Source organism: Streptomyces sp. B21-083, from assembly GCF_036898825.1.
Classification (GTDB): Bacteria; Actinomycetota; Actinomycetes; order Streptomycetales; family Streptomycetaceae; genus Streptomyces.
This window is the reverse complement of the sequence record NZ_JARUND010000001.1, coordinates 935,517-955,901: the sequence shown is the minus strand read 5'-3', so window position 1 is coordinate 955,901 and position 20,385 is coordinate 935,517. Positions and strand designations below refer to the sequence as shown.

The following is a 20,385-nucleotide window of genomic DNA, read 5'->3' as shown; positions in this document are numbered from 1 at the left end:
TGGTCGCGGGGCTGCATTGCCCGACTTCACTGAAGGCTCCCCGGTTCAGACGGAGCGGTGGCCTCGCCGGTGAGGTGGGGCTCGACGTCCACGACGCCCTCCACGGCGCGCACGAGGCGCACGGCGACCGAGATGAGCGAGGTGTCGCGGATGTGTCCGCGGAGGATGACCACTCCCTCGTGGACGTTCACGTGGATGGCGTGGCTGAAGGCCGGGAAGAGGTAGGACACCACTGTGCGGCGAACCTCTTCCTCGATGTCCTCGTCCGACCGCAGGAAGACCTTCAGCAGATCGGCACGGCTGACGATGCCCTGGAGCATGCCGATGTCGTCGACCACGGGCAGACGCTTGACGTGGCGGACGGCCATGATCCTTGCCGCTTGGGCCAGGGTGACGCCGGGGTGGACCGTGATGGCGGGGGTGCTCATGAGCTCCTCCGCCGTTGCTGCCCCGGCCTTGGCGACGTCGGACAGACGCCGACGTTGCTCGAAGAGGCTCGGGTCGCTGTCACGGAACTCCTCCTTGGGCAGCAGGTCGGCTTCGGAGACGACACCGATGACGCGGCCTTCGCCCTCAAGGACGGGCATGGCGCTGACTTTCCACTGCTCCATGGTCCGGACGATCTCTTTGAAGGGCGCGTCGCGGCCGACAGCCACGACCGTCTGAGTCATCACATCGCTCACGATGTGCGGGGTCTGCGGCACTTCGAAGCACCTCGTCTCGCCTTGTCAGGGGACCTCGCCCGCTCCGTGGGGCGCGTACAGGTCGAGTAGTCGCACCCGGGCGGATCTCAGTCGGCGCGCGAGCACGCCGGAGACATAAGTACAGAGCTCGTGATCCAGCCCCGGGTCCTTCGCGCACAGTTCACGAACCGCCGCCGCGTCGAACTCGTAGGCACGCACCGGGCTGGTGGCTTCGGCCCCCATGTGCCAGTGATGGGGAGGGACCAGCCAGGACCAGCCCAGCATTCTTCCGGCGCCGAGGGTCTCGACGACCGCTGCCTGGCGGCCGGGCACGTGAAGGTCGAGAGCGACCGTGCCCGTGTGGATGATCCAGAAGCGGTCGGCCTTGCCGCCCTCGTCGAAGATGCGCTCGCCCGCCGCGAACGACACCTCACGAGCGTGTGACATGAGCTGCTCGCGATGCTCCTGGGTCATGGCGCCGAAAACGCCGGTCCTCGCAACCACGATGGCCGTCCCTTCTCCGCGACCTCGAAGTGGAGCCGGGCTCCTGTCCGGTCACGGACGTCTCAGCACGCTGCCGGTGCGAAAGCCATGGCGGGCGTGGGACCCAGCGGCGTCCTGCTTCCGGCCGCATGACTCCACCATCGCCGCAAACCGGCGTGGCGCAACCTGGGCGGAGGCACTCCGGAAGCCGAAGCGCGCGTCGCGGTGGGCCCAGGGCGGTGCGACCGTATTCACAGGGGCTCTCACAGTGGCTGGGCAGAAAGGCGGTGGGACGATGGAGCGTCCGCTGGCCTTGGAGGTCGACGGATCGGATTCCAGCCTGGAGGCGGTGGACGAGGCGGCGCGCCACGGACTGTCCGTGCGGCTTGTCCGCGGCTCCCTGCGCGGGAGCATTACGAGAGACGCTTCCCTCCTTCCGCACCGACCCGCCCGTCCGGAGCGATCATGGCGGTGAACATCGCCGCGTCGTGCGCGGAACGCGCCTGGCTGCGCAACCCGGATCCGAAGATCTCCGGCGGGTGCTGAGGTTTCGAGGAGGCACGTGATGACGGACGACGAGCGCAGTCGACCCATGGTTCACGCTCTGCTCGCGGACGGCACGACTGTGTCCATCCGGGCCGTGACGCCGCGAGATCACGAACAGCTGCAAAGGTTGTACGAGGAGATGTCCACGGAGAATCTCCGGCTGCGGTTCTTCGCCGCGAGCCGGCGCTCCGCCACGATGGCGGCCGACCGGGCCTGCGCGCCGCCGCGCCCCGGATACCGAGCGCTGCTGGCCGAGACACAAGGCCAGGTGATCGGCCTGGCCGAGTACGAGACCGGCGAGGACAAGACATCGGCCGAGATCTCCATCGCCGTGGCCGAGGGACTGCACCACCGGGGCGTCGGTACCCTCCTCGTCGAGCATCTGGTCTCGGCTGCCCGAGCGGAGGGCATCAGCACGTTCACCGCTGACGCGCTCAGCGAGAATCACGAAGTGCTCCGGCTCTTCGCCGATCTGGGACTGCGTACAGCCCGTCACTTCGAAGGCCCAGAGGTGCGCTGCACCATCGAGCTTGCTGAGGACGAGGCGTACCTGTCCACGGTGGAGACGCGTGGCCGGGCCGCGGATGTGGCCAGCCTGGTGCCACTGCTGCGGCCGGAGACAGTAGCGGTGGTCGGTGCCGGGCGCCGGTCGGGGTCGGTGGGACGGGCTCTCCTGCACCATCTGCACGCGGGTGGTTTCACAAGGCTGCTCTTCGCCGTGAACCCGAACGTCACGTCGGTGCTGGGTGTGCCATGTCATCCCTCGGTGAGCGCGCTGCCCAAGGTCCCCGATCTCGCGGTCCTCGCGGTGCCCGCGGCGGCGCTCCCCGCGACTGCGGAGGAGTGCGGCAAGGCCGGAGTTCGGGCACTCGTCGTCGTCTCCGCCGGGCTCGACGGAGGCCAGGCTCAGGCGTTGCTGGCGGCGTGCCGGACGTACGGCATGCGGTTGGTGGGCCCCAACTGCCTGGGCATCTCCAACACCGATCCGGACCTCTCCCTCGACGCCACCTTCGCGGCCGCTCATCCGAGCCCCGGCACGGCAGGCGTCGCTGTGCAGTCCGGTGGGGTGGGCATCGCCCTGCTCGAGGGGCTGTCCCGCCTCGGCACCGGTGTCTCGTCCTTCGTCTCGCTCGGCGACAAGTACGACGTCAGCGGAAACGACATGCTCCAGTGGTGGGAGAGCGACGGCCGCACCGACCTCGCCCTGCTGCACCTGGAGTCGTTCGGCAACCCGCGCGCCTTCTCCCGCACGGCCCGGCGCGTGACCCGCCGGATGCCGGTGCTGACCGTCGACGCCGGTCGCACCGACGCGGGCCGGCGTGCCGCCGCCTCGCACACCGCGGCCGCCGCCTCCCGGACCATGACCCGCCAAGCGCTTTTCACCCAGGCCGGCATCACCGCCACCCGATCGGTCGGCGAACTTCTGGAAACCGCCGCCCTGATGCACTCCCAGCCACTCCCCGCGGGCACCCGCGTGGTGATCGTCACCAACGCGGGCGGTGCGGGTGTCCTGGCCGCCGACGCCTGCGCGGAGGCGGGGCTTTCCCTGCCGCAGCTCACTCCCGACACGGTGGACGCCTTGCTCGCCGTTTTGCCCGACGGAGCCGCCGTCGGCAATCCCGTGGATGCCACCGCCGCCGTTACGGAGGAGCAGCTCCGGGACTGCGTGGAAAGGATCATGCGGTGTCCGGAGGCCGACGCCGTATTGCTGGCCCTTGTTCCCACCGCGGTCGCCGAGGCGACCGGCGACGACCTGATCCGTGTCCTCACCGACGGTCCCGGACGCCGGGCACGGCCGGTCGCCGCCGTACGGCTCGAACAGGACCTGCCCGTCAGGCTGCTGCCCGCCACGGAGGGCGGCACCATCCCCTCGTACGCCGAACCCGGGGCGGCGGCAAGGGCGTTGGCACATGCGGCCCGCCGTTCGGCGTGGTTGAGCCGCCCGGCCGGGACGATCCCGACACTGGTCCAGGTCGACACGGCTCGCGCGCACGCGGTCGCCGAGGCGTACCTGACCGCGCACGCGGACGGCGGCTGGCTCGATCCGCGCTCCTGCGCTGAACTGCTCGCCTGCTACGGCATCCCACAACTGCCCTGGGCCTGGGCCGAGACCGAGGACGACGCCGTCGTGGCCGCCGATCGGCTGCGCGGTGCCGATGGCCGGGTGGTCCTGAAGGCACACTGGCCGGGCCTGCTCCACAAGAGTGAACAGCACGCAGTTCATCTCGATCTCCAGGGCGACGCCCAAGTGCGCGCCGCCTTCCGGGCCTTCGAGACCCGGTTCGCCGGGCTCATGACCGGAGTGGTGGTCCAGCCGCTCGCCGCGCGCGGTACCGAACTGTTCGCGGGCGTGGTGCAGGACCAAGTCTTCGGCCCGCTCGTGCTCTTCGGGCTCGGCGGCACGGCGACCGAGGTCCTCGCCGACCATGCCGCACGGCTCGCGCCGCTGACCGACCACGACGTGCATGACCTGATCACCGCACCGCGCTGTGCTCCGCTGCTGTTCGGCGCGTACGGCGGCGGACCGGTCGACCTCGAAGGGCTCGAAGGGCTGCTCCTGCGCCTCTCCCGGATGGCGAGCGACCTGCCGCAGCTCGCCGAAGCCGACTTCAACCCCGTCCTGGCGACACCCGGCGAGGTCACCGTGCTCGACGCACGCGTACGCCTGCTGCAGCGTCGGCCTCAGGACCCCTATCTGCGTCGACTGCGCTGAGGAGGAAGTGACATGAAGCGGTGGTCGACAAGCTCCCACGGCCGCTGGGCGACATGTGCGCGCGGCCTGACGAGCCGGCGAGCAGGGTGTGACCGAGGAATGGCTACGAAGGCTGTGAGAGGAGGCGGACCGTCATGGTGAGCAAGGTGCTGGTCGCCTTTGGGACGACGAACGGGTCGACCGCGCAGATCGCGGAGGCCATCGCCGACGTCCTGCGCAAGGAGGGACTGACGGTCGAGGCGATGCCCGCCCGGTCCGTGACGAATCTGGAGTCGTACGACGCCGTAGTGGTCGGCGGCGGCCTGTACGCGGGACGCTGGCACAGCGACGCACGCCACTTCGTCCGGCGGCACGCCCGCGAGCTGTCCCGGCGTCCGCTGTGGTTCTTCAGCAGCGGTCCCCTCGACGCCTCGGCCTCGGAACGCGACATCCCACCTGTTCCCGGCGTCCGCCGGGCCATGATCCGGCTGGATGTCCGGGAACACGTCACGTTCGGCGGCTGCCTCGAAGAGGGAGCGAAGGGATTCATCGCCCGGAAGATCGTCTCCTCCGGGAAGGGCGGGGACTTCCGCGACTTCCGTCAGATCGAGGCGTGGGCCGCGCGCATCGGCAGCGAACTGGCGAAGGAGTCGCCCAGGACCTGAATCGGACGGCTGGCACCCGTCGCCGGCCTCCAGTCCCTGGCCTGGTGACGAGGGCGTGGAGGGAGGGCCGAGCGCCTTGGTCCTGGCCAATGTTTGGACTCGTACCGTCCAGGACTCTCTGGCGTGCGGCGCCGAAGGGTGGCGGTTCGGACGGTCGGGCGCCGTCCAGACACCGGGGTGCCCAGCCCGTACACGGTCGGAAGTACGGCCACTGGCGCGGCGGTTACGCCCGCTCTTCCGAAGTGGCCGTCTCCGAGCCGCCCAGGTCCAGGCGGAACGGTGGGTACGTGTCCGTCATCAGAGTGGCGTACGCGGTGACTCGCAGGACCCACCGGTTGAGGCCGATGATCAGGTCGAACAGATCTCTCGGGTACTTCTCGGTGAAGGCCAGGATCACGGCCGCGATGACCGTCAGCAGGGCGATCAGGCCACCGGACCACCAGCCGAGGTGGGCGCCGCCGAGGAAGAAGCCGATGACCATGTAGTGCGGGATGGCCAGGAGCCACCACTTCACCAGCACCAGGCCGCGGGAGAGCCGCTCCGGGTAGGCGATGTCCAGCCGTGCCGGGTAGTCCGGTTCCTCGCCCAGGCTGAATGGGGGATACCGGTCGGTGCCCAGGGCGTCGTACGAGTAGTACGAGACCCGCCAACTCCAGCGCAGTACACCTAGGTTGAAGTCGAACAGGGCGCGGGGATAGCGCTCGGTGAACAGGATGGCGAAGAACGCGATCACGGTCACCACGGTGAAAGCGATCCAGAGGAAGAACAGCACCACGTAGTGCGGAATGGCGAGGAGCCACTTCACGAGCCACAGCCATCGGGACAGTGGCGAGTCGATGTGCGCGTTCACCTGGACCGGGCGGTCGTGGAATCCCACCGGCGTCGTCATGGTGATCAGCTCCCTCTCCCCGGCGTGTGCGTCGCCGGGCGGGTCATATGACCAGCCTGGCTGCTTCCGCCCTACCCCGCGAGGGCAGGTGGGTCCATTGCGGTGGCCTGTCGGCATACGCAGTCGCCAGCTCGGGGTACGCCTGCGCGGAGACGGGGCGACGGTGTCGGGCAAGGCCGTACTGGGCTCACCCGGGGTGGTCGGTCCGCAGCAGCTGCGCCCATATCCGCATCATGTGGCCTTACGCCCCCACTGCGGTCCGGCCTGGTCCCACTCACGGCCCCATTGTTCGCAACGCCCCTGGTCGAGCTGTCACTGCGCGAGGCGTCCGGTGGCGTATGTCAGGCCACTGAAGGTGAGCGCGGCCCCGGTGCCGAAGAGGGCCGCTACGAAGGCCGCCGCGCCCGCGGTCGGCGGCTCCGCGGTGAGCTGCCCGCGGCTGTTCAGCCAGATCACGACCTTCGATCCGGCCTGATGCTCGGAGTCGACCAGGGTCCGGCCTGTACGAGTGGAACCGTCCGACGCCGTCCATCGGACTTGTGCCCGGACCCGCTCGGATGCCGCACCTTTCGCCGTCGGTACCGCTTCGGCCGTGCCTTCCACGAGGACGGCTGGAACTGAGTGGCGCTCGCGCCGCAGTCGCGCGAAGGACTCATCGGCCGCGTGGGCCGTCACCAGGCCGACGAGAGTGCCGCCCAGCACGATGACCGTCCAGACGGCCAGGACGATCCAGGCTTCGACGATGTCCGTGTGGCGGCGCAACGGATTGCTCCGCCACCGCCACCACCTCTGGCTCGTTCGCTTTGCCTTGCGCATGGGACCGCACCTCCTCGTCGCCCCTGGCAGGAAGGTGACAACCGGGAACGAGCGGCGGTTGGGGCCGACCTGACGGCGCTCTCGGGCCGCCCCGTACACCCGCACGTTCAGCCTTAGGCGGTGCCCCGGTGCGCAAGCGGTAGCCGGAGCCGCCATAACCGAGCACACCAAAGCTGCCGTGAATGCACGGTGCGGTGGGTCGCTCGGGCCGAAGGGCCCGCCCGCTCAGGCGATGTGGACCCGCCTGCCCCTGCGGACGGCGGCCGTCAGGGGCAGGCTGGAAAGACGAGGTCACTCCGTTCGAAGGCGGCCGCCCAAGTGGCGTCTCACCGTCATCGACGCCGGTGGTTTCCAGGGGCAGCACGGTGTCCGCGCGTAAGCCCCGGTCGCTGTTGCACCCCGCGACCAGCACCCGGAAGGTGCAGGAAGGGATCGTCATGAAAGCACTCGTGTTCCACGGCTCCGGCGAGTCCGCCTGGGAGGAAACCGAGGATCCCGGCCTCCAGGAGGCCACCGACGCGATCGTCCGGGTCGACGCCGTGACCATCTGCGGGACCGACCTGCACATCCTCAAGGGCGATGTGCCGGAGGTACGCCCCGGCACGGTGCTCGGGCATGAAGCCGTCGGTGAGATCGTCGAGGTGGGCAGTGACGTGCGCAGTGTCCGCCCCGGCGACCGCGTCCTGGTCTCGTGCATCACGGCGTGCGGACGCTGCCGTTTCTGCCGGGAGGGGGCATACGGACAGTGTCGCGGCGGCGGAGGCTGGATCCTCGGCCATCTGATCAACGGCACCCAGGCCGAGTACGTCCGCGTGCCGCACGCTGATCTGTCCGTGTACCCGCTTCCCGGTGCGGTGGACAGCAAGGACGCCGTCCTGCTGGCCGACATCTTCCCCACCGCCTACGAGGTGGGTGTGCAGAACGGACGTGTACGGCCCGGAGACACCGTCGCCGTGGTCGGAGCGGGACCCATCGGGCTCGCCGCGATTGCCACCGCCCGGCTGTACACGCCCGAGAAGATCATTGCCGTGGACCTCGCGTCGTCCCGGCTGGAGGCCGCGAAGCGCCTAGGTGCCGATGCCGTGGCCGCCGCGGGCGAAGAAGCCGAGCAGCTGGTCGCCGACCTCACCGAAGGACTCGGAGCCGACGTGGTCATCGAAGCGGTCGGGGTGCCGGAAAGTTTCGAGACGTGCACGCGCATGGTGCGGCCCGGCGGGCATGTGGCCAACATTGGCGTGCACGGCAAGCCCGCGACACTGCACCTCGAAGACCTGTGGATCAAGAACGTGACGATCACCACCGGCCTGGTCGACACGCACTCCACTCCCATGCTGCTGCGCATGCTGGCCGCCGGTCGTCTGACTGCGGCGTCCATGGTCACCCATACTTTCCCGCAGGACCGTATGGAAGAGGCATACGACGTCTTCTCACGGGCCGGCGACACCGGTGCGCTCAAGGTCGTTCTCGGCGGGGAGCAGCAAGATGCCCTGACGATCCGGGCGTCATGACAGGAGGAAGTGAGGGCCGGCCGTGCGCTGCGGCGGCACTGCATTCTGCGGCTGCGCGACGGCCTTGCGGGGGCCGGTCTGGCGGCGGAGCAGAGCAAGCACGAGGGCGCGGTCCGGCGGCGGTGGGCCGCCGGGCACGCGCACGGCGACAGCCGCCGACATCCTCCGCACAGCCCCTCCTGCGCTTTGGGGAGCTGGACGAGGCCACCCGCTTGATCGCCGAGCGTCCTACTCCACGGGCACAGAGTTCGTGCTGGACGGCTGCGCGACCACCGGCACTGCGGCTGTTCTGCCGTCCGTCAGTCGGCGACAACGCCGGGCACGCCGACCCGGCTGCGTGGGGCGGCGGGCGAGCCCGTCCGAGGAAAGAATGGCACGGGACAGACTGCATGCAGGACCTTCGGCCTGCGGACGCAGGCTTGCCGGCCCTGGCTCTCGTGCGGCTGCGATGACAGCGTGAACGGCGCGCCCGTCCAAGCGTCACCGGACGGGGCATGGCCGAGGGCATTACAGCAATGTCGAGCCCACTCGTTGCAGTGCGTTCCCCACGACGGCATGAGGTGGCAGGAGGAGCCATGAAGAACACCGCTGTACGCAACGAGGTGATTGTCGGGATCGACCCACGCGAGCAGTCCGTTCCGGCGCTCGCCTGGGCGGTCGACGAGGCTGTCCGCAGGCGGTTGTCCCTCCGGCTGGTGATGGCGGTACCACCCCTGCCCGGCGGGCAGCACATCGACACACCCTGGCGTCGCACAATGCTCAGGGCTCAGGGCGAAGACGCGCTTTCTGAGGCGGTCGCCACGGTGCGGGCACTGCACGCGAAAGTGCCTCTGACGACGGAACTGCTCGACGGCATGCCGTCGGCGGTGCTCTGCCAGAAGGCGGCGCAGGCCCAGTTGATCGTCGTTGGTTCCCGTCGGCTCACTCGACCGGAGGAGCTCTTCAGCGCGGGCTCGGTGGCCGTGCCGGTCAGTGCCCAGGGGGACTGCCCGGTTGTTGTGGTCAGGGAGCCGGAGCACGCGGGTGAGCGGCATCCCCATCTCGTCGTGGGTGTCGACGGCAGCGAATCCTCCAGGGCCGCCGTGGAGTTCGCTGTAGAAGAGGCAGCGCTGCACGGCGCTGCCCTGCGGGCCGTGTGGGTATGGCGGCGGCCCGTCGTGTCCTTCGGCGACGAAGCGGCGGGGCTTGAGGAACGGCGCCGGATCCTGTCCGAGACCGTGGCGGGATGGGCGGACAAGTATCCGGATGTGCAGATCACCCGTGAAGTCCTGCGCGGCCACCCGGTGGAGCAACTGGCACTCGCTTCGGTCAGCGCCTTGGTGGTCGTCGTCGGCAGGCAGGGGCGCGGGGGTTACTCCGGCATGAGGCTGGGGTCGGTGGTTCATGGCCTGCTGCACCGAGCGGAGTGCCCGGTGATCACCGTGCCCGAGTCCCGGCACGGCTGAGCCGGAACTCGGACCGTCGAGTGAACCGGAACTGGACGGGAGAAGCCGTGTCACCTAACCGGACCGACACCGCTCCGGCGTCGGACGCGGGTGACACCGGGCTCAGCCATGAGGAGGCGGCGCGTCGCCTGACTCGGTACGGTCCCAACGAAGTGACCGCCGAACGCGCCGTTCCCCTGTACGCACGCGTGGCGGCGCAGCTCCGCGATCCGCTGATCATGGTGCTGCTCGCGGCCATCGCCCTGACCCTGGCGATCGGCGACCACGCCGACTCCGTTGTGATCGCACTCGTCATCGTGGCGAATACGACCGTGGGCGTGGTGCAGGAGATCAGAGCCGATCAGGCGGTCGCCGCGCTGTCGGCGCTGTCGGCACCGAGCGCGCGTGTGCTCCGGGACGGCGCCGCGACGGAGGTGCCATCTTCGGCGGTGGTGCCGGGTGACGTCCTGTTGCTCGGCGAGGGCGACATCGTGCCTGCCGACGCTCGGCTCACGGAGGCGTCGTCGCTTCTGATCGACGAGTCCATGCTGACCGGCGAGTCCGTGCCCGTCGACAAGGCTGTGCCGTCCCGCGGGCGGGATTCCTCCGGGCAACAGGAATTGGATGCCTCTGAGCCCCAGCAGGACACCGGGGCATTGCGCGCCGGCACGGTCGTGGTCCGCGGCAGAGGTGTGGCACTGGCGACGGCTACCGGGAAGGCCAGCGCGCTGGGAAGAATCGCCGAACTGCTGGACACGCGTCCCCAGACCACACCGTTGCAACATCGGCTGGCCGCACTGGGGCGGGTCCTCGCGCTGGTCACGCTCGCACTGTGTCTGCTGGTCTTCGTCCTGGGGCTCGTCCGGGGCACCGCCCCGGGGACGATGGCCGTGACGGCGATCAGTCTTGCTGTGGCCGCCGTCCCCGAGTCGCTGCCCGCCGTGGTCACCCTGGCTCTGGCCCTCGGCGCACGTCGCATGGCCGTCCGGCATGCGCTGGTGCGCCGCTTGCCGGCCGTGGAGACTCTGGGGTCGGTGAGCGTGCTGGCGACCGACAAGACCGGCACGCTCACTGAAGGCCGCATGGTGGTCGAGCGTGTGTGGACGCCTCAGGGGGAGGCGGACCTCACCGGCTCCGGATACGAACCCGTCGGTGAGGTACGAGTCGACGGGCAACCGGCGTACGGCCGCGAGCTCGCGGCCGTACGGGAACTGCTCACCGCTGCCGCCCTGTGCAACGACGCCGAGCTGCGGCCGCCGCATGGTGCGGAGAGCGGCTGGGCTGCACTCGGGGACCCCATGGAGGCTGCGCTCCTCACGGCCGCGGTCAAAGCCGGATGCGAGGACCGCCGCACACTGCACCGGAGGTACCCGAGGACGGACGAGGAGCCCTTCGACAGCCTCCGCAAGAGGATGACCACGCTGCATCGCGCCCCGGACAGCGCCGTGCTCGTGTGCCTGAAGGGTGCCCCGGAATCAGTACTGGACCACGCCGTGCTGGACGAGCCGGAGCCGTTGGTCGAAGTCGCCCGGGGGAACGCCGCACAGCTGGCCGCCCAGGGCTTCCGCGTCCTCGCTGTGGCGTCAGGTCTGCGAGACGGCACGCCCGGCCGGGCACGGGACGCCGAGACGGGCCTGCGGCTACTGGGCCTTGCAGCGCTCAGCGACCCGCCCAAGGTAGCCGCTGCCAGGACCCTCGCCGACTGCAGAGCCGCCGGCATCAACGCCGTACTGATCACGGGTGACCACCCCGCGACCGCGGAGGCGATCGCTGACCGGGTGGGGCTGCTCGATTCCGGTACGGCGCACGGTCGGGTGGTCACCGGCCAGGCACTGGCAGCCGGTGACGTGCCGGATCCCACGCAGGTACGGATCTTCGCGCGCACGGACCCGAAGCAGAAACTCGACATCGTCGAGGCGTGGCGGGCTCACGGACATGTCACGGCGATGACGGGCGACGGCGTCAACGACGGCCCGGCGCTGCGGCACGCGGACATCGGCGTCGCGATGGGGCGTCGGGGGACCGAAGTGGCGCGGCAGGCCGCCGATCTCGTGCTGACGGACGACGAGCTGTCGACCGTGGTGGCCGCGGTCGAAGAGGGCCGACGCGTCTACGACAACATTCGCCGCTTCCTGCTGTACGCGCTGGCCGGCGGCACGGCGGAGATCCTGGTGATGCTGCTCGGACCTCTGCTCGGGCTGTCTCTTCCCCTGCGCGCCGGACAGATCCTGTGGATCAACCTGCTGACGCATGGCCTGACCGGGGTGGCCATGGGCGCCGAGCCGGTGTCACCGGGAGCCATGCGCAGACCACCACGTCCTCCTGGCCAGCATGTTCTGGGTGACGGGCTGTGGCAGCGGATGCTGTTCCTCGCGGCGGTGGTGACCGCGGGATCCCTCACGGCGGGGCTCGCGGCGCGCGCCATGGACTTGCCCTGGCAGAGTGTGCTGTTCCTGTCCCTGCTCGCGGCGCAGCTCGGCGTGGTGCTCGGGCTGCGGGACCGTCTGCTGACTCGGGAGAACCTGTTCCTGCCGGCGGCGGTCGCCGTCTCGGCCGGGCTCGCGGCCGCTGCCCTGTATGTGCCCTTCCTCCGCGCGGTGCTCAGTACGGTCGCGCTCGACTGGACAGAGATCGCCCTGGCGGTCGCAGCAGGTGGACTCGGCTATCTTGCCGCGCGTGTAGGCGGGCGCGGTCAAGGGCGGTGGTCGTCGACGTGAGGACAACGTGCGGTGAGGTGCTGCGAGCCAGCGGTGAGGGATTGACGTCGATCGAATCCTTGAGGTCACAGGTCAGGGGGCCGGACTCGCTCGGGACGGTTGGGGCGCCGACGGAGTCGTGGCCGGTGGGCGCTGGGACCGGACGTTCCTGCCGACCATTCCACCCTGCTCCAGCTGAAAGCGGTGGGCGGTGGTGGCGTCGCGGGCGAGGCACGTGATCTCGTTTCCACCGAACGGGTGTTGGTGTTTGCCTTGGAGGGCGTGCCCCGCTGCCCTTGGTGTGAGACGAGGTGCAAGCTGCCGGCATGCCCGATGACGAGGCGCACCTCACCCCTCCGGAGTCACTGCTACAGGTGATCGACAACCTCTCGCGGTTCCATCGAGAGCATGAGGAGTACTACTCGCAAGCGCCTTTGCAGCAGGCGGGCGAGCTCCAGGCGTGGTCTCGGGCTCTGAAGTCACTGGCCGACCGATGGAGCGTGGTTGAGGCCGGTGAACAGACGTCGCCGATCACGTTCGCCGGCACGGAGGACCTGAATGCGCCTGGGCTCGTAGCGGAGTCGGGAATCCTCTTCATGGAAGGAGAGGGCGAGCCTGCCGAACTCCAGAGGCTGAAGCGCCAAGTCGCCCTGCTCGCCGATGAGACCCAGCAGGGCGGTGACTGGCTGGCCCAGGCGATGGAAAGGCTTGGGACATGGCGGGAAACTTGGCTGCCTATCCGGCCCTTGCCGACCTGCTGGGAGAGCGCCACCGGATCATCGCCAATGACTGGCAGTCGGCGGGCATGCAGGCTCTGACCGCGCGACTGCTGCGCCGGGCCCTGGACCTGCTGGCTCAGGTCGACTTCTCGCCGACAGCACTTCGGGCCGACCTACGAGGCGAGCGGAAGGCCCCTGCCTACCTTTATTCGGCTTCTGAGCTGCTCGACAGGGCTGCCGACCTGATGGCGGAATCGGCAATTCTTGTGCATGAGAACGAGAGGCGCTGGCGCGTCTTCCGTGCCCGAGTTCGTGAGCTGCAATCCGAGTAGGCCGTGGCGACCGCGGTAATCCCATTCTGCAGTTTGGGACCGCGACTGTCCCGCAAGCTGAGCCGAAGCGCGACAGTTGTCACATAGGCAGGCGGTTTGGCCACAGCACGCCGGCCGGGTCCGGACGCGCTTCATCGGCCTGCGACTTCGGCGTCCTTGTCGTCGGCCAGCATGATGGAGGCTGTGATGCGCTTGCCGACGGGCTCGCGGTGGATCTGAAAGGTCAGGGCTGCGGCCATGATGATCTCCAGACTGAGGGGCCGTCGTGTTGCCGGGCGGCCATGCCTCCCGGTCCACTCCCAGGTCATCGTCGTCGCGTCCTGTCGGTTGCCGGGCGGATCGGAAGTGTGGTGTCACCGACGGGCGGCGGCCATGGCGAGGCCGGGCGAAGATCCCCAACGTCTTGCCGATCACCAGGCCGATCACCACGCCGAGGGGTTCGGGGCTGGTGAACACCGCGCCCAGGGCAGGGCCGGAGATGCTCACCCCCGCGGCGAACAGCGCGATCAGCGGCACCGCGATACCGGCGGAGAGCGGGTGGACCAGGTGTGCGACCCGCGAGGCCGGCGAGACCTTCTCGCCCGGGTCGCGGGTGGTGCGCAAAATCAGGCCCATGGTGACGCCGGCGACGGTGGTGTGGACGCCGCCGTTGTACATCAGCGCCCAGATCGTCACCCCGAGGGGCGCATACCACCACCAGCCGCGCACCCGCAGCCGCTGGAGCAGGTAGAAGAGCACCAGGCCCGCGAAGGCTCCGGCGAGCGCCCACGGGTTCAGGTCGGAGGTGAAGAACACCGCGATGATCAGGATCGCGCCCAGGTCGTCGACCACGGCCAGGGTGAGGAGGAAGGCGCGCAGCGCGGCTGGCAGGTGCGTGGACAGCACCGCCAGGACCGCCACCGCGACGGCGATGTCTGTGGCCATCGGGACCGCCCAGCCCGAACTGCTGCCGCCGACCACCCAGACCGCGGCCAGGTAGAGGGCGGCGGGCACGGCCATACCGCACACCGCGGCGACGACGGGCAGCGCGGCGGTGGCCGGGGTGCGCAGTTCACCGACGACGAGCTCGCGTTTCAGCTCGATCCCGGCGATGAGGAAGAACACGGCCAGCAGCCCGTCGGCCGTCCAGTGCCCCACGGACAGGTTCAGGCCGAGAGCCGATATCCCGTAATGGAAGTCGCGTATGGACGCGTACGCCGCGCCCTCCAGGGACTGGCCCAGATCAGCGCGAGGACGGCTGCGCCGAGGAGGACCAGGCCGCCGACGATCTCAGTGCGCAGGCTCGGGTGATTGCCTGCCGTTCAGGCAGCGGTAGCAAACCGAGGAAGGGGGAGCGGGTGCCGGCCATGGCAGGGCCTCCGGGTGTGTCAGCGAAAGAGGGCACACTGCCCCCAGGACGCCGACCAGACTTCCCGGCACACCGCGCGCCAGCTCTTGGCGCGTTCTTTACACCGTATCCAGCGGACGGGTAGCTGTCTGCCCCGCACCGCTCCCCATGATCACATCGGTGTCAGGTTGTGATCAGCCCTGGCGGGAGATGCACCACCAGGCGGCGGCTGCCGCGAGCACCAGTGCGGCGCCCGCGATCAGGTCGGAGCAGCGTTCGGCCCGTCAGCTTTCGGGGTTGCGCTGAGCCGCCCCGAGCATCCGGATGTGGCGCCACACGTTCGCGTGGCTGCGCTGAGCCTCGCGTACCCAGGAAGGAACAGAGCGCCAGTCGACGGTCACTTCGCGTTCGCCCCAGGCCGCCTGCATTATCCGTTGATCGCCGGCGAAGTCCTCGACGAGATCGCGACGCAGGAAGAGCAGGTGGCCGCGCCAGGGCTCATCCGCGCGGAAAGCCGCGGAGGCGCGCCGGCCGTCTAGGCCCACGAGGTCCAAGGTGCCAGGCAGTTGGCGCAGGCCGAACCGGGTGGCGAACTCGTACGACGGCACGTCATAAGCCCCGCCGAGCCCGGTCTCCGAAGTGTTTTCGGAGGAGAAATCTATAGCGACCTGGTGGAGCTTGATGCCGTTGTCCTGCCAGTGGCAGCGCAGCGCCGGGGGCGGGACTGCGTCTGGCACGTCGTAGCCGAAGGTCAGCTTGAACCTGGGGCTCCACGGCATCTCCGAGGCCAGCACGTCACGGACCGACGGCAGCGAGGGGAAGAAGTCGTTACCCAGGTAGGGGCGCTCGCTGGCGAGCTGGTGTGCGAATTCCGCGTCCTTCGGGTCCAGGAGTAGGGTGCGGAAGAATCCGAACACCGTCCGGCCCTCGCGGCGGTGACTCAGATACCCCTCGACCAGAAGCCAGCCGCCGTCGACTCCGTGGATTTCCTCGGGTGACCACAGTTGGTCCGGGATGGCAACTGTCCCGGACGTGACCCACGTCCGATCATCTGTGGCCTCCGCGGGCGCCCACGGCGGAAGGGGCATGGGCACCACTGGGGGCGTGTCGGGGAAGGTTGGGTCGATGTCGGGCATCAAACGTTCCGCGGTCCCGAACCGAGCTGGTGCATGGCCGGCGTCCACGAGGCGGCCGACCATTTCGTGATACCCGATCCAGCCGTACTTCTTCCCGTAGCGCTCCACGTTCTCGTGGGTGCTGGCAGGCCGGTTGGTACTCGTTGCGATGGCCTGGTCGACACTGCCGAACTCTGCCTCGCGCCAGCCTAGTTCCCAGACGCGGGCCATGACCTCGGCACGGGCCCTGCGGTAGCCGGGATGGTCGAAGTCGTAGTTGTCCCGGCCGTTGATCGCAGTTCCGATGACGTAGTTCTCGAAGTCCATGCCGAAGGTGCGGTCGCACTCCTCGGCGTTGGGGTCGTCATCCTCCATCACCTCGGCGGGCGTCACGGCGGCGAACCTCGGTGCAAAGGCGTCGACACCGTCGGGGACGGCAGCGGGGTGGAGGGTGCCGGCGAACTCGTAGACGGCCCGTACATAGCCGCGCAGCTGTTCGTGGGAGGTGGGTGTGGTCCCACCGTCGAGGAAGCTGTCACGCAGTCGCACCAGCCAGTCCCGCAGCGCTTGTTCCAGCGGTCCGCCGGGATCGGGCATCTGGTGGGTGCTGACGGCGCCGAACGCGGCGGCGACGAGCCGTTCGACGATGTAGGGGTCGTCGACATCGAGCATCCGGGCAGCGAGGTCGAACAGCCGCTTGGGCTCCGGCCGGCCGTAACGCTGGAGGGCTTTCGTCGCCAGGTCCCGCATGCCCGTGTTCGTGGAGGCCAGCAGCCAGGCGATGGCCAGGGCGTCCAGGTCGTCGCTCTCGGCGCGACTGCTGCTCTCGGTCCACCTGTCGATCGCTCGGTTCAGGTTGGTGGTGAGCCGGCGAGTCCGGCCTCGAGCCCATTCGGTCCAGCGCAGGTCGCGTTGGGAAAGGGGCAGTTGGCGCAGGACCTGGTCGAGAAAGGTGGCGTTCAGGCGGTGCGCGGCGGACCTGCGGATCTCCCACAGACGGTCGAATGCGGGTCGGCCCTTCCTGTTGCTTGGGCGCGCGGTGACAAGCGCGCTTGCGAGCGCTTCGACGGTCTCGTCGTCGAGAAAGCCCGACTCGGTGGTGAGTTCCTGGGCGAGCGCGGTCGAACGGTGCTCATCGGGGGCGACGCGCCACAGGTGGTGCCCGGTGAAGCGGCGCGGCAATAGTGAGATGAGAGCGATGAGGGTGTCCTCGCCGAGGGGGTGCGCGTCGTTCCCCACGAGGGACTGCCAGAGAGTTGTCTCCGCGAGCTGCTCGTTGACGTCCGCGTAGGGCATGCGCACCAGGATCGCGTCGGCGATGAGGTAGCCGGCGAGGCGGTCAAAAACGAAGCCGCACTCGGTGTCGTCGGAATCCCTGATCTCCTCGCGGAAGATCACTCCTTCCTCTACGAGGCGCCGGAGCAGGCTTTCGTCCCAGTTCGGCTGGTCGGCGTCGAGGATTCTTCGCGCTTCGTCGAACGGGAGCCGGCGGACGTTGTGCGTCCAAAGGTGTCTCGCCATAGTGGCGAGGCGGCGCTTGATCTGGTCGGCTGGCACCGAAATGCGGGCCGGGTCCAGTGCCAGCCTCTCGGTCACACCATCGCGGTACAGCTCGAAGACGCCGATGAGGGACTGCGGCAGGGCCTCCGCGCCCACCGGCACCAGGCGGTCGTGGTTCGCGGCCTCGCAGTACATGCGGACGAACAGTGGGTTGTGGAAAGTGTCGACCGGAAGCCACGCGTCGGCCGGGTTGATGAGGTAGTGGTCGAAGTAGACGCGCAGGATGTCGTCGACTTCCGCGTGCTGCCACTCCAGTTCCAGGGGCACGGTGTGCTGCGGGAGGGTCTGGTCGGCGAGCACCTCGCGGAGGGTGACGATCACCGCGACGTGGGGATAGCTGCCCAGGGCCGGTACCAGTCCGGCGAGCAGGGTCCGCCACTGCAGGGGCCGCTCGGCCTCGTTCAGACCGTCGATGATCAGTGGTATCCGGCAGCCGGCACGAGCTCCGGCCGAGTTGAGCGCTTCCAGGAGGTCCTCGAGGCGGTCGACCCTGAGTCCGGGGATCCGTCGCGCGAGGTCGTCGAGGGTGTCGCCGGTGTGCAGGCTTGCCCCCTGGATGAACACCCCGGCTGTCGGCCGGTCCTTCGGCGAGGTCATCTGCGCGGCGAGGTGGGTTTTGCCTTGCCCGGCAGCGGCGACAACAGCGAGCAGCGGGGCTTCGGCGTCCGCTCGTGTCTCGGTCAGCCAGTGAACGATGTCGCGGATCTCGGCTCCGAGACCGGTGACGAGCGGCGCCTCGGGAAGGCGACGCTGCCTGAGCTTCAGCACCAGGCGTCGCAGCGTTCGGGGAGAGGTTCCCGGAGGTTGATGGTCGGCGAGGCGCTCGCGCACTTCCCAGGGCCGAAGGTCCCTCCCGGCGTCAATGACGGCGCGCAGACCGTCGACGAACCCCTCCAGATCGTCGGCTATCTCCTCGGCACCGGCACGGGGATCGGTGTCGAGGCCGCCCAGGGCTGCGCGCAGTGCCTGGAGCCGTGCTGTGACGTCGTCGGTGCGCTGCTGCAGCCACTCGAACGACGCCGGACGCAACAAGGCCCGGTCGATGCGGTGCTCCACGTGGTGGGCGGTGTGCAGCTGCGGGGCCCACCGGGCCGCAACCGGTGCCACAGATTGCTCGTGGGTTCGCGCGAGCTTCTCCGGGGTGAGGGCGAGTTCGCCGAAGAAGGTGGAGCGGAGCTCGTCGTGTCCGGCCAGTTCGGCGTCGTAATTCTCGGTGGACCACAGTTTGACGCGGACATCTCGCCGACTGAGGCCGTTGATCCACTCCTCGTCACCCTTGGCGGGCCTCTGTGGCAGGCAGAGCACGAAGTCGGTCAGTCCTACGACGTGTTTGATCGCCTTGGTGAGGGAGTCCTCGATCTGCGTGCGCTGGCCTGCGCTGAGCTCGTTCTTGCTGTTGAGGATGAACCATTTGCACGACCACCCCCAGATCCGGTCGGGATCGCCCAGGTCGCCGGCGTGGTCGACGTGCATGTAGAACTCGACGCCGGGTTGGTTGCGGCGCTCTCGCATAGTGCCCAGCGCGCCGTAGCGGCGGGAGACGATGGCCCGCGTGAGCGCTTCGAAGTTCTGGTCGGCCGCGCCGGGTAGGCGTGCCAGCTCAGTCAGATCCACCGTCGCTCCGGCTGTTGCTCGCGTCCGTGGCATCGGATCGGGTGACAGCGTCCTCGTCCCACGTGTGGCGCGAGAACACCTCGACTTTCGCACCGTGGTGGAGGAGGACCTTCAGGAATCCCTGGACGTCGGACTCGTCGGTCCAGATCCGGACCGTCTGCGCCTCACGGGTGACATTGTGATCGAGAGCGAAAGCATCGACGTCGGATCGCCCCATGTCATACAGCTTCATCTGGCTCAGTGCTTCGCCGAGTTCGCGCGGCATGCGTTCCTCGGGACTCTGCCAGTCGTCGTCGGACCACGCAGCCTCGGCGAGGGCCTGCAGTGCCTCCATCCGCTCCTCCGCTGCTTGCGCACCGGTGACCGTCTCGAATCGGCCGATCAGAACGAGGTTCATCGAGTGCTCCGAGCCGTAGCCGTTCCAGATCCTCATCCCGTCTCCTTCAGCGTCTGCACGACGTCCATGATGGAACCCACGACTGGCACTCCCGTGCTTGCGTAGGCGTTGGGGCGCAGGACGCCGGTCGCGTCGAGATGCATGTGCGCGTCGAGGGGGAGTTCGCCGGGGATGGCCTCTGCGGTCGGTAGTGCCGCTTCGAGGCCGGTACGCGAGATCGCGAGTCGGACCTCGGTTCCTGCGGTTGCGGCCCATTCGACGAGGCGCTGTGCGTCGGCGTCGCTGATGCCGCGGGTAGCCGCGGTGGGCTGCTCCGGCAGGAGCAGCAGTTCGGACGCACCGACCTCGTCAGCGAACGCGGCGAGGTCGTCAAGTTCGCCGATGGTGTCGGCGTTGATGACCGCGTTGATGCCAAAAGGGGAGAGCGAGCCGAGCAATGCAGCCGCCCGGACTACGGCTGCGAACGGCCGGCCGCGGAGCCGCTCGTAGGTGGTGCCGACCCCGTCGACTGACAGACGCACGAAGTGCACGGCCCCGCGCAGAGAACTGACGAGTTCTGGTGTGAGCCGGTGCCCGTGCGTCGTGAAAGTCACCGCCATGGACGTGGACTGGACGATATCCGAACAGAGCTGGGCGAAGCGTCGGTACGCGGTTGGCTCCCCGCCTCCGAAACCGACACCGAGGCATCCGGCGGCGTCGAGTTCCACCGCCCACGCCAGCACACGCTCTCTGTCGAGCGCAGCGGCATGCTTGGGCGCGTAACAGTAGACGCAGCGGAGCTCGCACGCGTTCGTCAGCGCTACGGACAGGTACCGCGGAGCGCGGGAGAACCGCCCAGCGGGAACACGCACCTCGTCGAGCAGCACGTTCACCCCGGAGACGCGGTCGAACAGGTGAACCCCAGACGCGGACATGCGGA

Annotated in this window: 13 protein-coding genes and 1 pseudogene; 6 read left to right on the top strand and 8 right to left on the bottom strand. The window is 69.0% G+C overall.

Annotated features, from left to right (window positions below; genetic code table 11):
• Positions 1 to 26 precede the first annotated feature (26 nt).
• Both QA861_RS04280 and QA861_RS04275 read right to left on the bottom strand, forming a co-directional pair.
• On the bottom strand, positions 27 to 704 hold the full coding sequence (locus QA861_RS04280; protein WP_334586843.1) for a CBS domain-containing protein: 678 nt from the start codon (positions 702 to 704) through the stop codon (positions 27 to 29).
• Positions 705 to 728: 24 nt separating this feature from the next.
• Positions 729 to 1,157 carry a Crp/Fnr family transcriptional regulator gene (locus QA861_RS04275; protein WP_334586842.1) on the bottom strand — a complete coding sequence of 143 codons (429 nt, stop codon included), beginning with the start codon at positions 1,155 to 1,157 and terminating at the stop codon, positions 729 to 731.
• Positions 1,158 to 1,731: 574 nt separating this feature from the next.
• Here QA861_RS04275 and QA861_RS04270 point away from each other — a divergent pair.
• The gene (locus QA861_RS04270) at positions 1,732 to 4,425 is read left to right on the top strand and encodes a bifunctional acetate--CoA ligase family protein/GNAT family N-acetyltransferase (RefSeq protein ID WP_334586841.1); all 2,694 of its coding nucleotides are present in this window, start codon (positions 1,732 to 1,734) and stop codon (positions 4,423 to 4,425) included.
• 134 nt (positions 4,426 to 4,559) lie between these two features.
• On the top strand, positions 4,560 to 5,069 hold the full coding sequence (locus QA861_RS04265; protein ID WP_334586840.1) for a flavodoxin domain-containing protein: 510 nt from the start codon (positions 4,560 to 4,562) through the stop codon (positions 5,067 to 5,069).
• A gap of 223 nt (positions 5,070 to 5,292) precedes the next feature.
• Here the strand turns inward: QA861_RS04265 and QA861_RS04260 are convergent, their stop codons facing one another.
• Together QA861_RS04260 and QA861_RS04255 are read right to left on the bottom strand one after the other, a co-directional pair.
• A complete protein-coding gene (locus QA861_RS04260) occupies positions 5,293 to 5,958 on the bottom strand; it encodes a DUF4389 domain-containing protein (protein WP_334586839.1) in 666 nt (221 codons plus the stop codon).
• A 312-nt stretch (positions 5,959 to 6,270) separates the two neighbouring features.
• On the bottom strand, positions 6,271 to 6,774 hold the full coding sequence (locus QA861_RS04255) for an Rv1733c family protein (RefSeq protein WP_334586838.1): 504 nt from the start codon (positions 6,772 to 6,774) through the stop codon (positions 6,271 to 6,273).
• Between the two features lie 437 nt (positions 6,775 to 7,211).
• Between QA861_RS04255 and QA861_RS04250 the strand changes: the two genes are divergently transcribed.
• The 4 genes from QA861_RS04250 (at position 7,212) to QA861_RS04235 (ending at position 13,220) form a co-directional block, all read left to right on the top strand.
• Positions 7,212 to 8,282 (top strand): zinc-dependent alcohol dehydrogenase family protein, encoded by a 1,071-nt coding sequence (locus tag QA861_RS04250; protein ID WP_334586837.1) that lies wholly within the window; start codon positions 7,212 to 7,214, stop codon positions 8,280 to 8,282.
• A 575-nt stretch (positions 8,283 to 8,857) separates the two neighbouring features.
• A complete protein-coding gene (locus QA861_RS04245) occupies positions 8,858 to 9,727 on the top strand; it encodes a universal stress protein (protein WP_334586836.1) in 870 nt (289 codons plus the stop codon).
• Positions 9,688 to 12,423 carry a cation-translocating P-type ATPase gene (locus QA861_RS04240; RefSeq protein ID WP_443041440.1) on the top strand — a complete coding sequence of 912 codons (2,736 nt, stop codon included), beginning with the start codon at positions 9,688 to 9,690 and terminating at the stop codon, positions 12,421 to 12,423. Before QA861_RS04245 ends, QA861_RS04240 begins: the two co-directional genes overlap by 40 nt.
• Positions 12,424 to 12,728: 305 nt before the next feature.
• Positions 12,729 to 13,220 carry a hypothetical protein gene (locus tag QA861_RS04235; protein ID WP_334586834.1) on the top strand — a complete coding sequence of 164 codons (492 nt, stop codon included), beginning with the start codon at positions 12,729 to 12,731 and terminating at the stop codon, positions 13,218 to 13,220.
• A gap of 620 nt (positions 13,221 to 13,840) precedes the next feature.
• On the opposite strand, the pseudogene QA861_RS04230 reads toward QA861_RS04235, so the two are convergent.
• The 4 genes and pseudogenes from QA861_RS04230 to QA861_RS04215 all read right to left on the bottom strand — a co-directional run.
• A pseudogene (locus tag QA861_RS04230) lies at positions 13,841 to 14,801 on the bottom strand (Na+/H+ antiporter NhaA); the annotation flags it as partial.
• Positions 14,802 to 15,064: 263 nt separating this feature from the next.
• Complete coding sequence (locus tag QA861_RS04225; RefSeq protein WP_334586833.1) at positions 15,065 to 19,069, bottom strand: NACHT domain-containing protein; 4,005 nt, start codon at positions 19,067 to 19,069, stop codon at positions 15,065 to 15,067.
• The gene (locus tag QA861_RS04220; protein ID WP_334586832.1) at positions 19,056 to 19,502 is read right to left on the bottom strand and encodes a DUF6375 family protein; all 447 of its coding nucleotides are present in this window, start codon (positions 19,500 to 19,502) and stop codon (positions 19,056 to 19,058) included. The genes QA861_RS04225 and QA861_RS04220 overlap by 14 nt, the downstream gene beginning before the upstream one ends.
• Entirely contained in the window at positions 19,499 to 20,380 is an 882-nt protein-coding gene (locus QA861_RS04215; protein ID WP_334586831.1) for a radical SAM protein, read from the bottom strand. Before QA861_RS04215 ends, QA861_RS04220 begins: the two co-directional genes overlap by 4 nt.
• Positions 20,381 to 20,385: the final 5 nt, after the last annotated feature.

Bases quoted from the DNA above. Each gene is read 5' to 3' on its own strand.
- QA861_RS04235 (WP_334586834.1), top strand. From the start codon at position 12,729: ATGCCCGATGACGAGGCGCACCTCACCCCTCCGGAGTCACTGCTACAG.
- QA861_RS04250 (WP_334586837.1), top strand. From the start codon at position 7,212: ATGAAAGCACTCGTGTTCCACGGCTCCGGCGAGTCCGCCTGGGAGGAA.
- QA861_RS04220 (WP_334586832.1), bottom strand. From the start codon at position 19,502: ATGAGGATCTGGAACGGCTACGGCTCGGAGCACTCGATGAACCTCGTT.
- QA861_RS04270 (WP_334586841.1), top strand. From the start codon at position 1,732: ATGACGGACGACGAGCGCAGTCGACCCATGGTTCACGCTCTGCTCGCG.
- QA861_RS04215 (WP_334586831.1), bottom strand. From the start codon at position 20,380: ATGTCCGCGTCTGGGGTTCACCTGTTCGACCGCGTCTCCGGGGTGAAC.
- QA861_RS04255 (WP_334586838.1), bottom strand. From the start codon at position 6,774: ATGCGCAAGGCAAAGCGAACGAGCCAGAGGTGGTGGCGGTGGCGGAGC.
- QA861_RS04275 (WP_334586842.1), bottom strand. From the start codon at position 1,157: ATGACCCAGGAGCATCGCGAGCAGCTCATGTCACACGCTCGTGAGGTG.
- QA861_RS04260 (WP_334586839.1), bottom strand. From the start codon at position 5,958: ATGACGACGCCGGTGGGATTCCACGACCGCCCGGTCCAGGTGAACGCG.
- QA861_RS04245 (WP_334586836.1), top strand. From the start codon at position 8,858: ATGAAGAACACCGCTGTACGCAACGAGGTGATTGTCGGGATCGACCCA.
- QA861_RS04265 (WP_334586840.1), top strand. From the start codon at position 4,560: ATGGTGAGCAAGGTGCTGGTCGCCTTTGGGACGACGAACGGGTCGACC.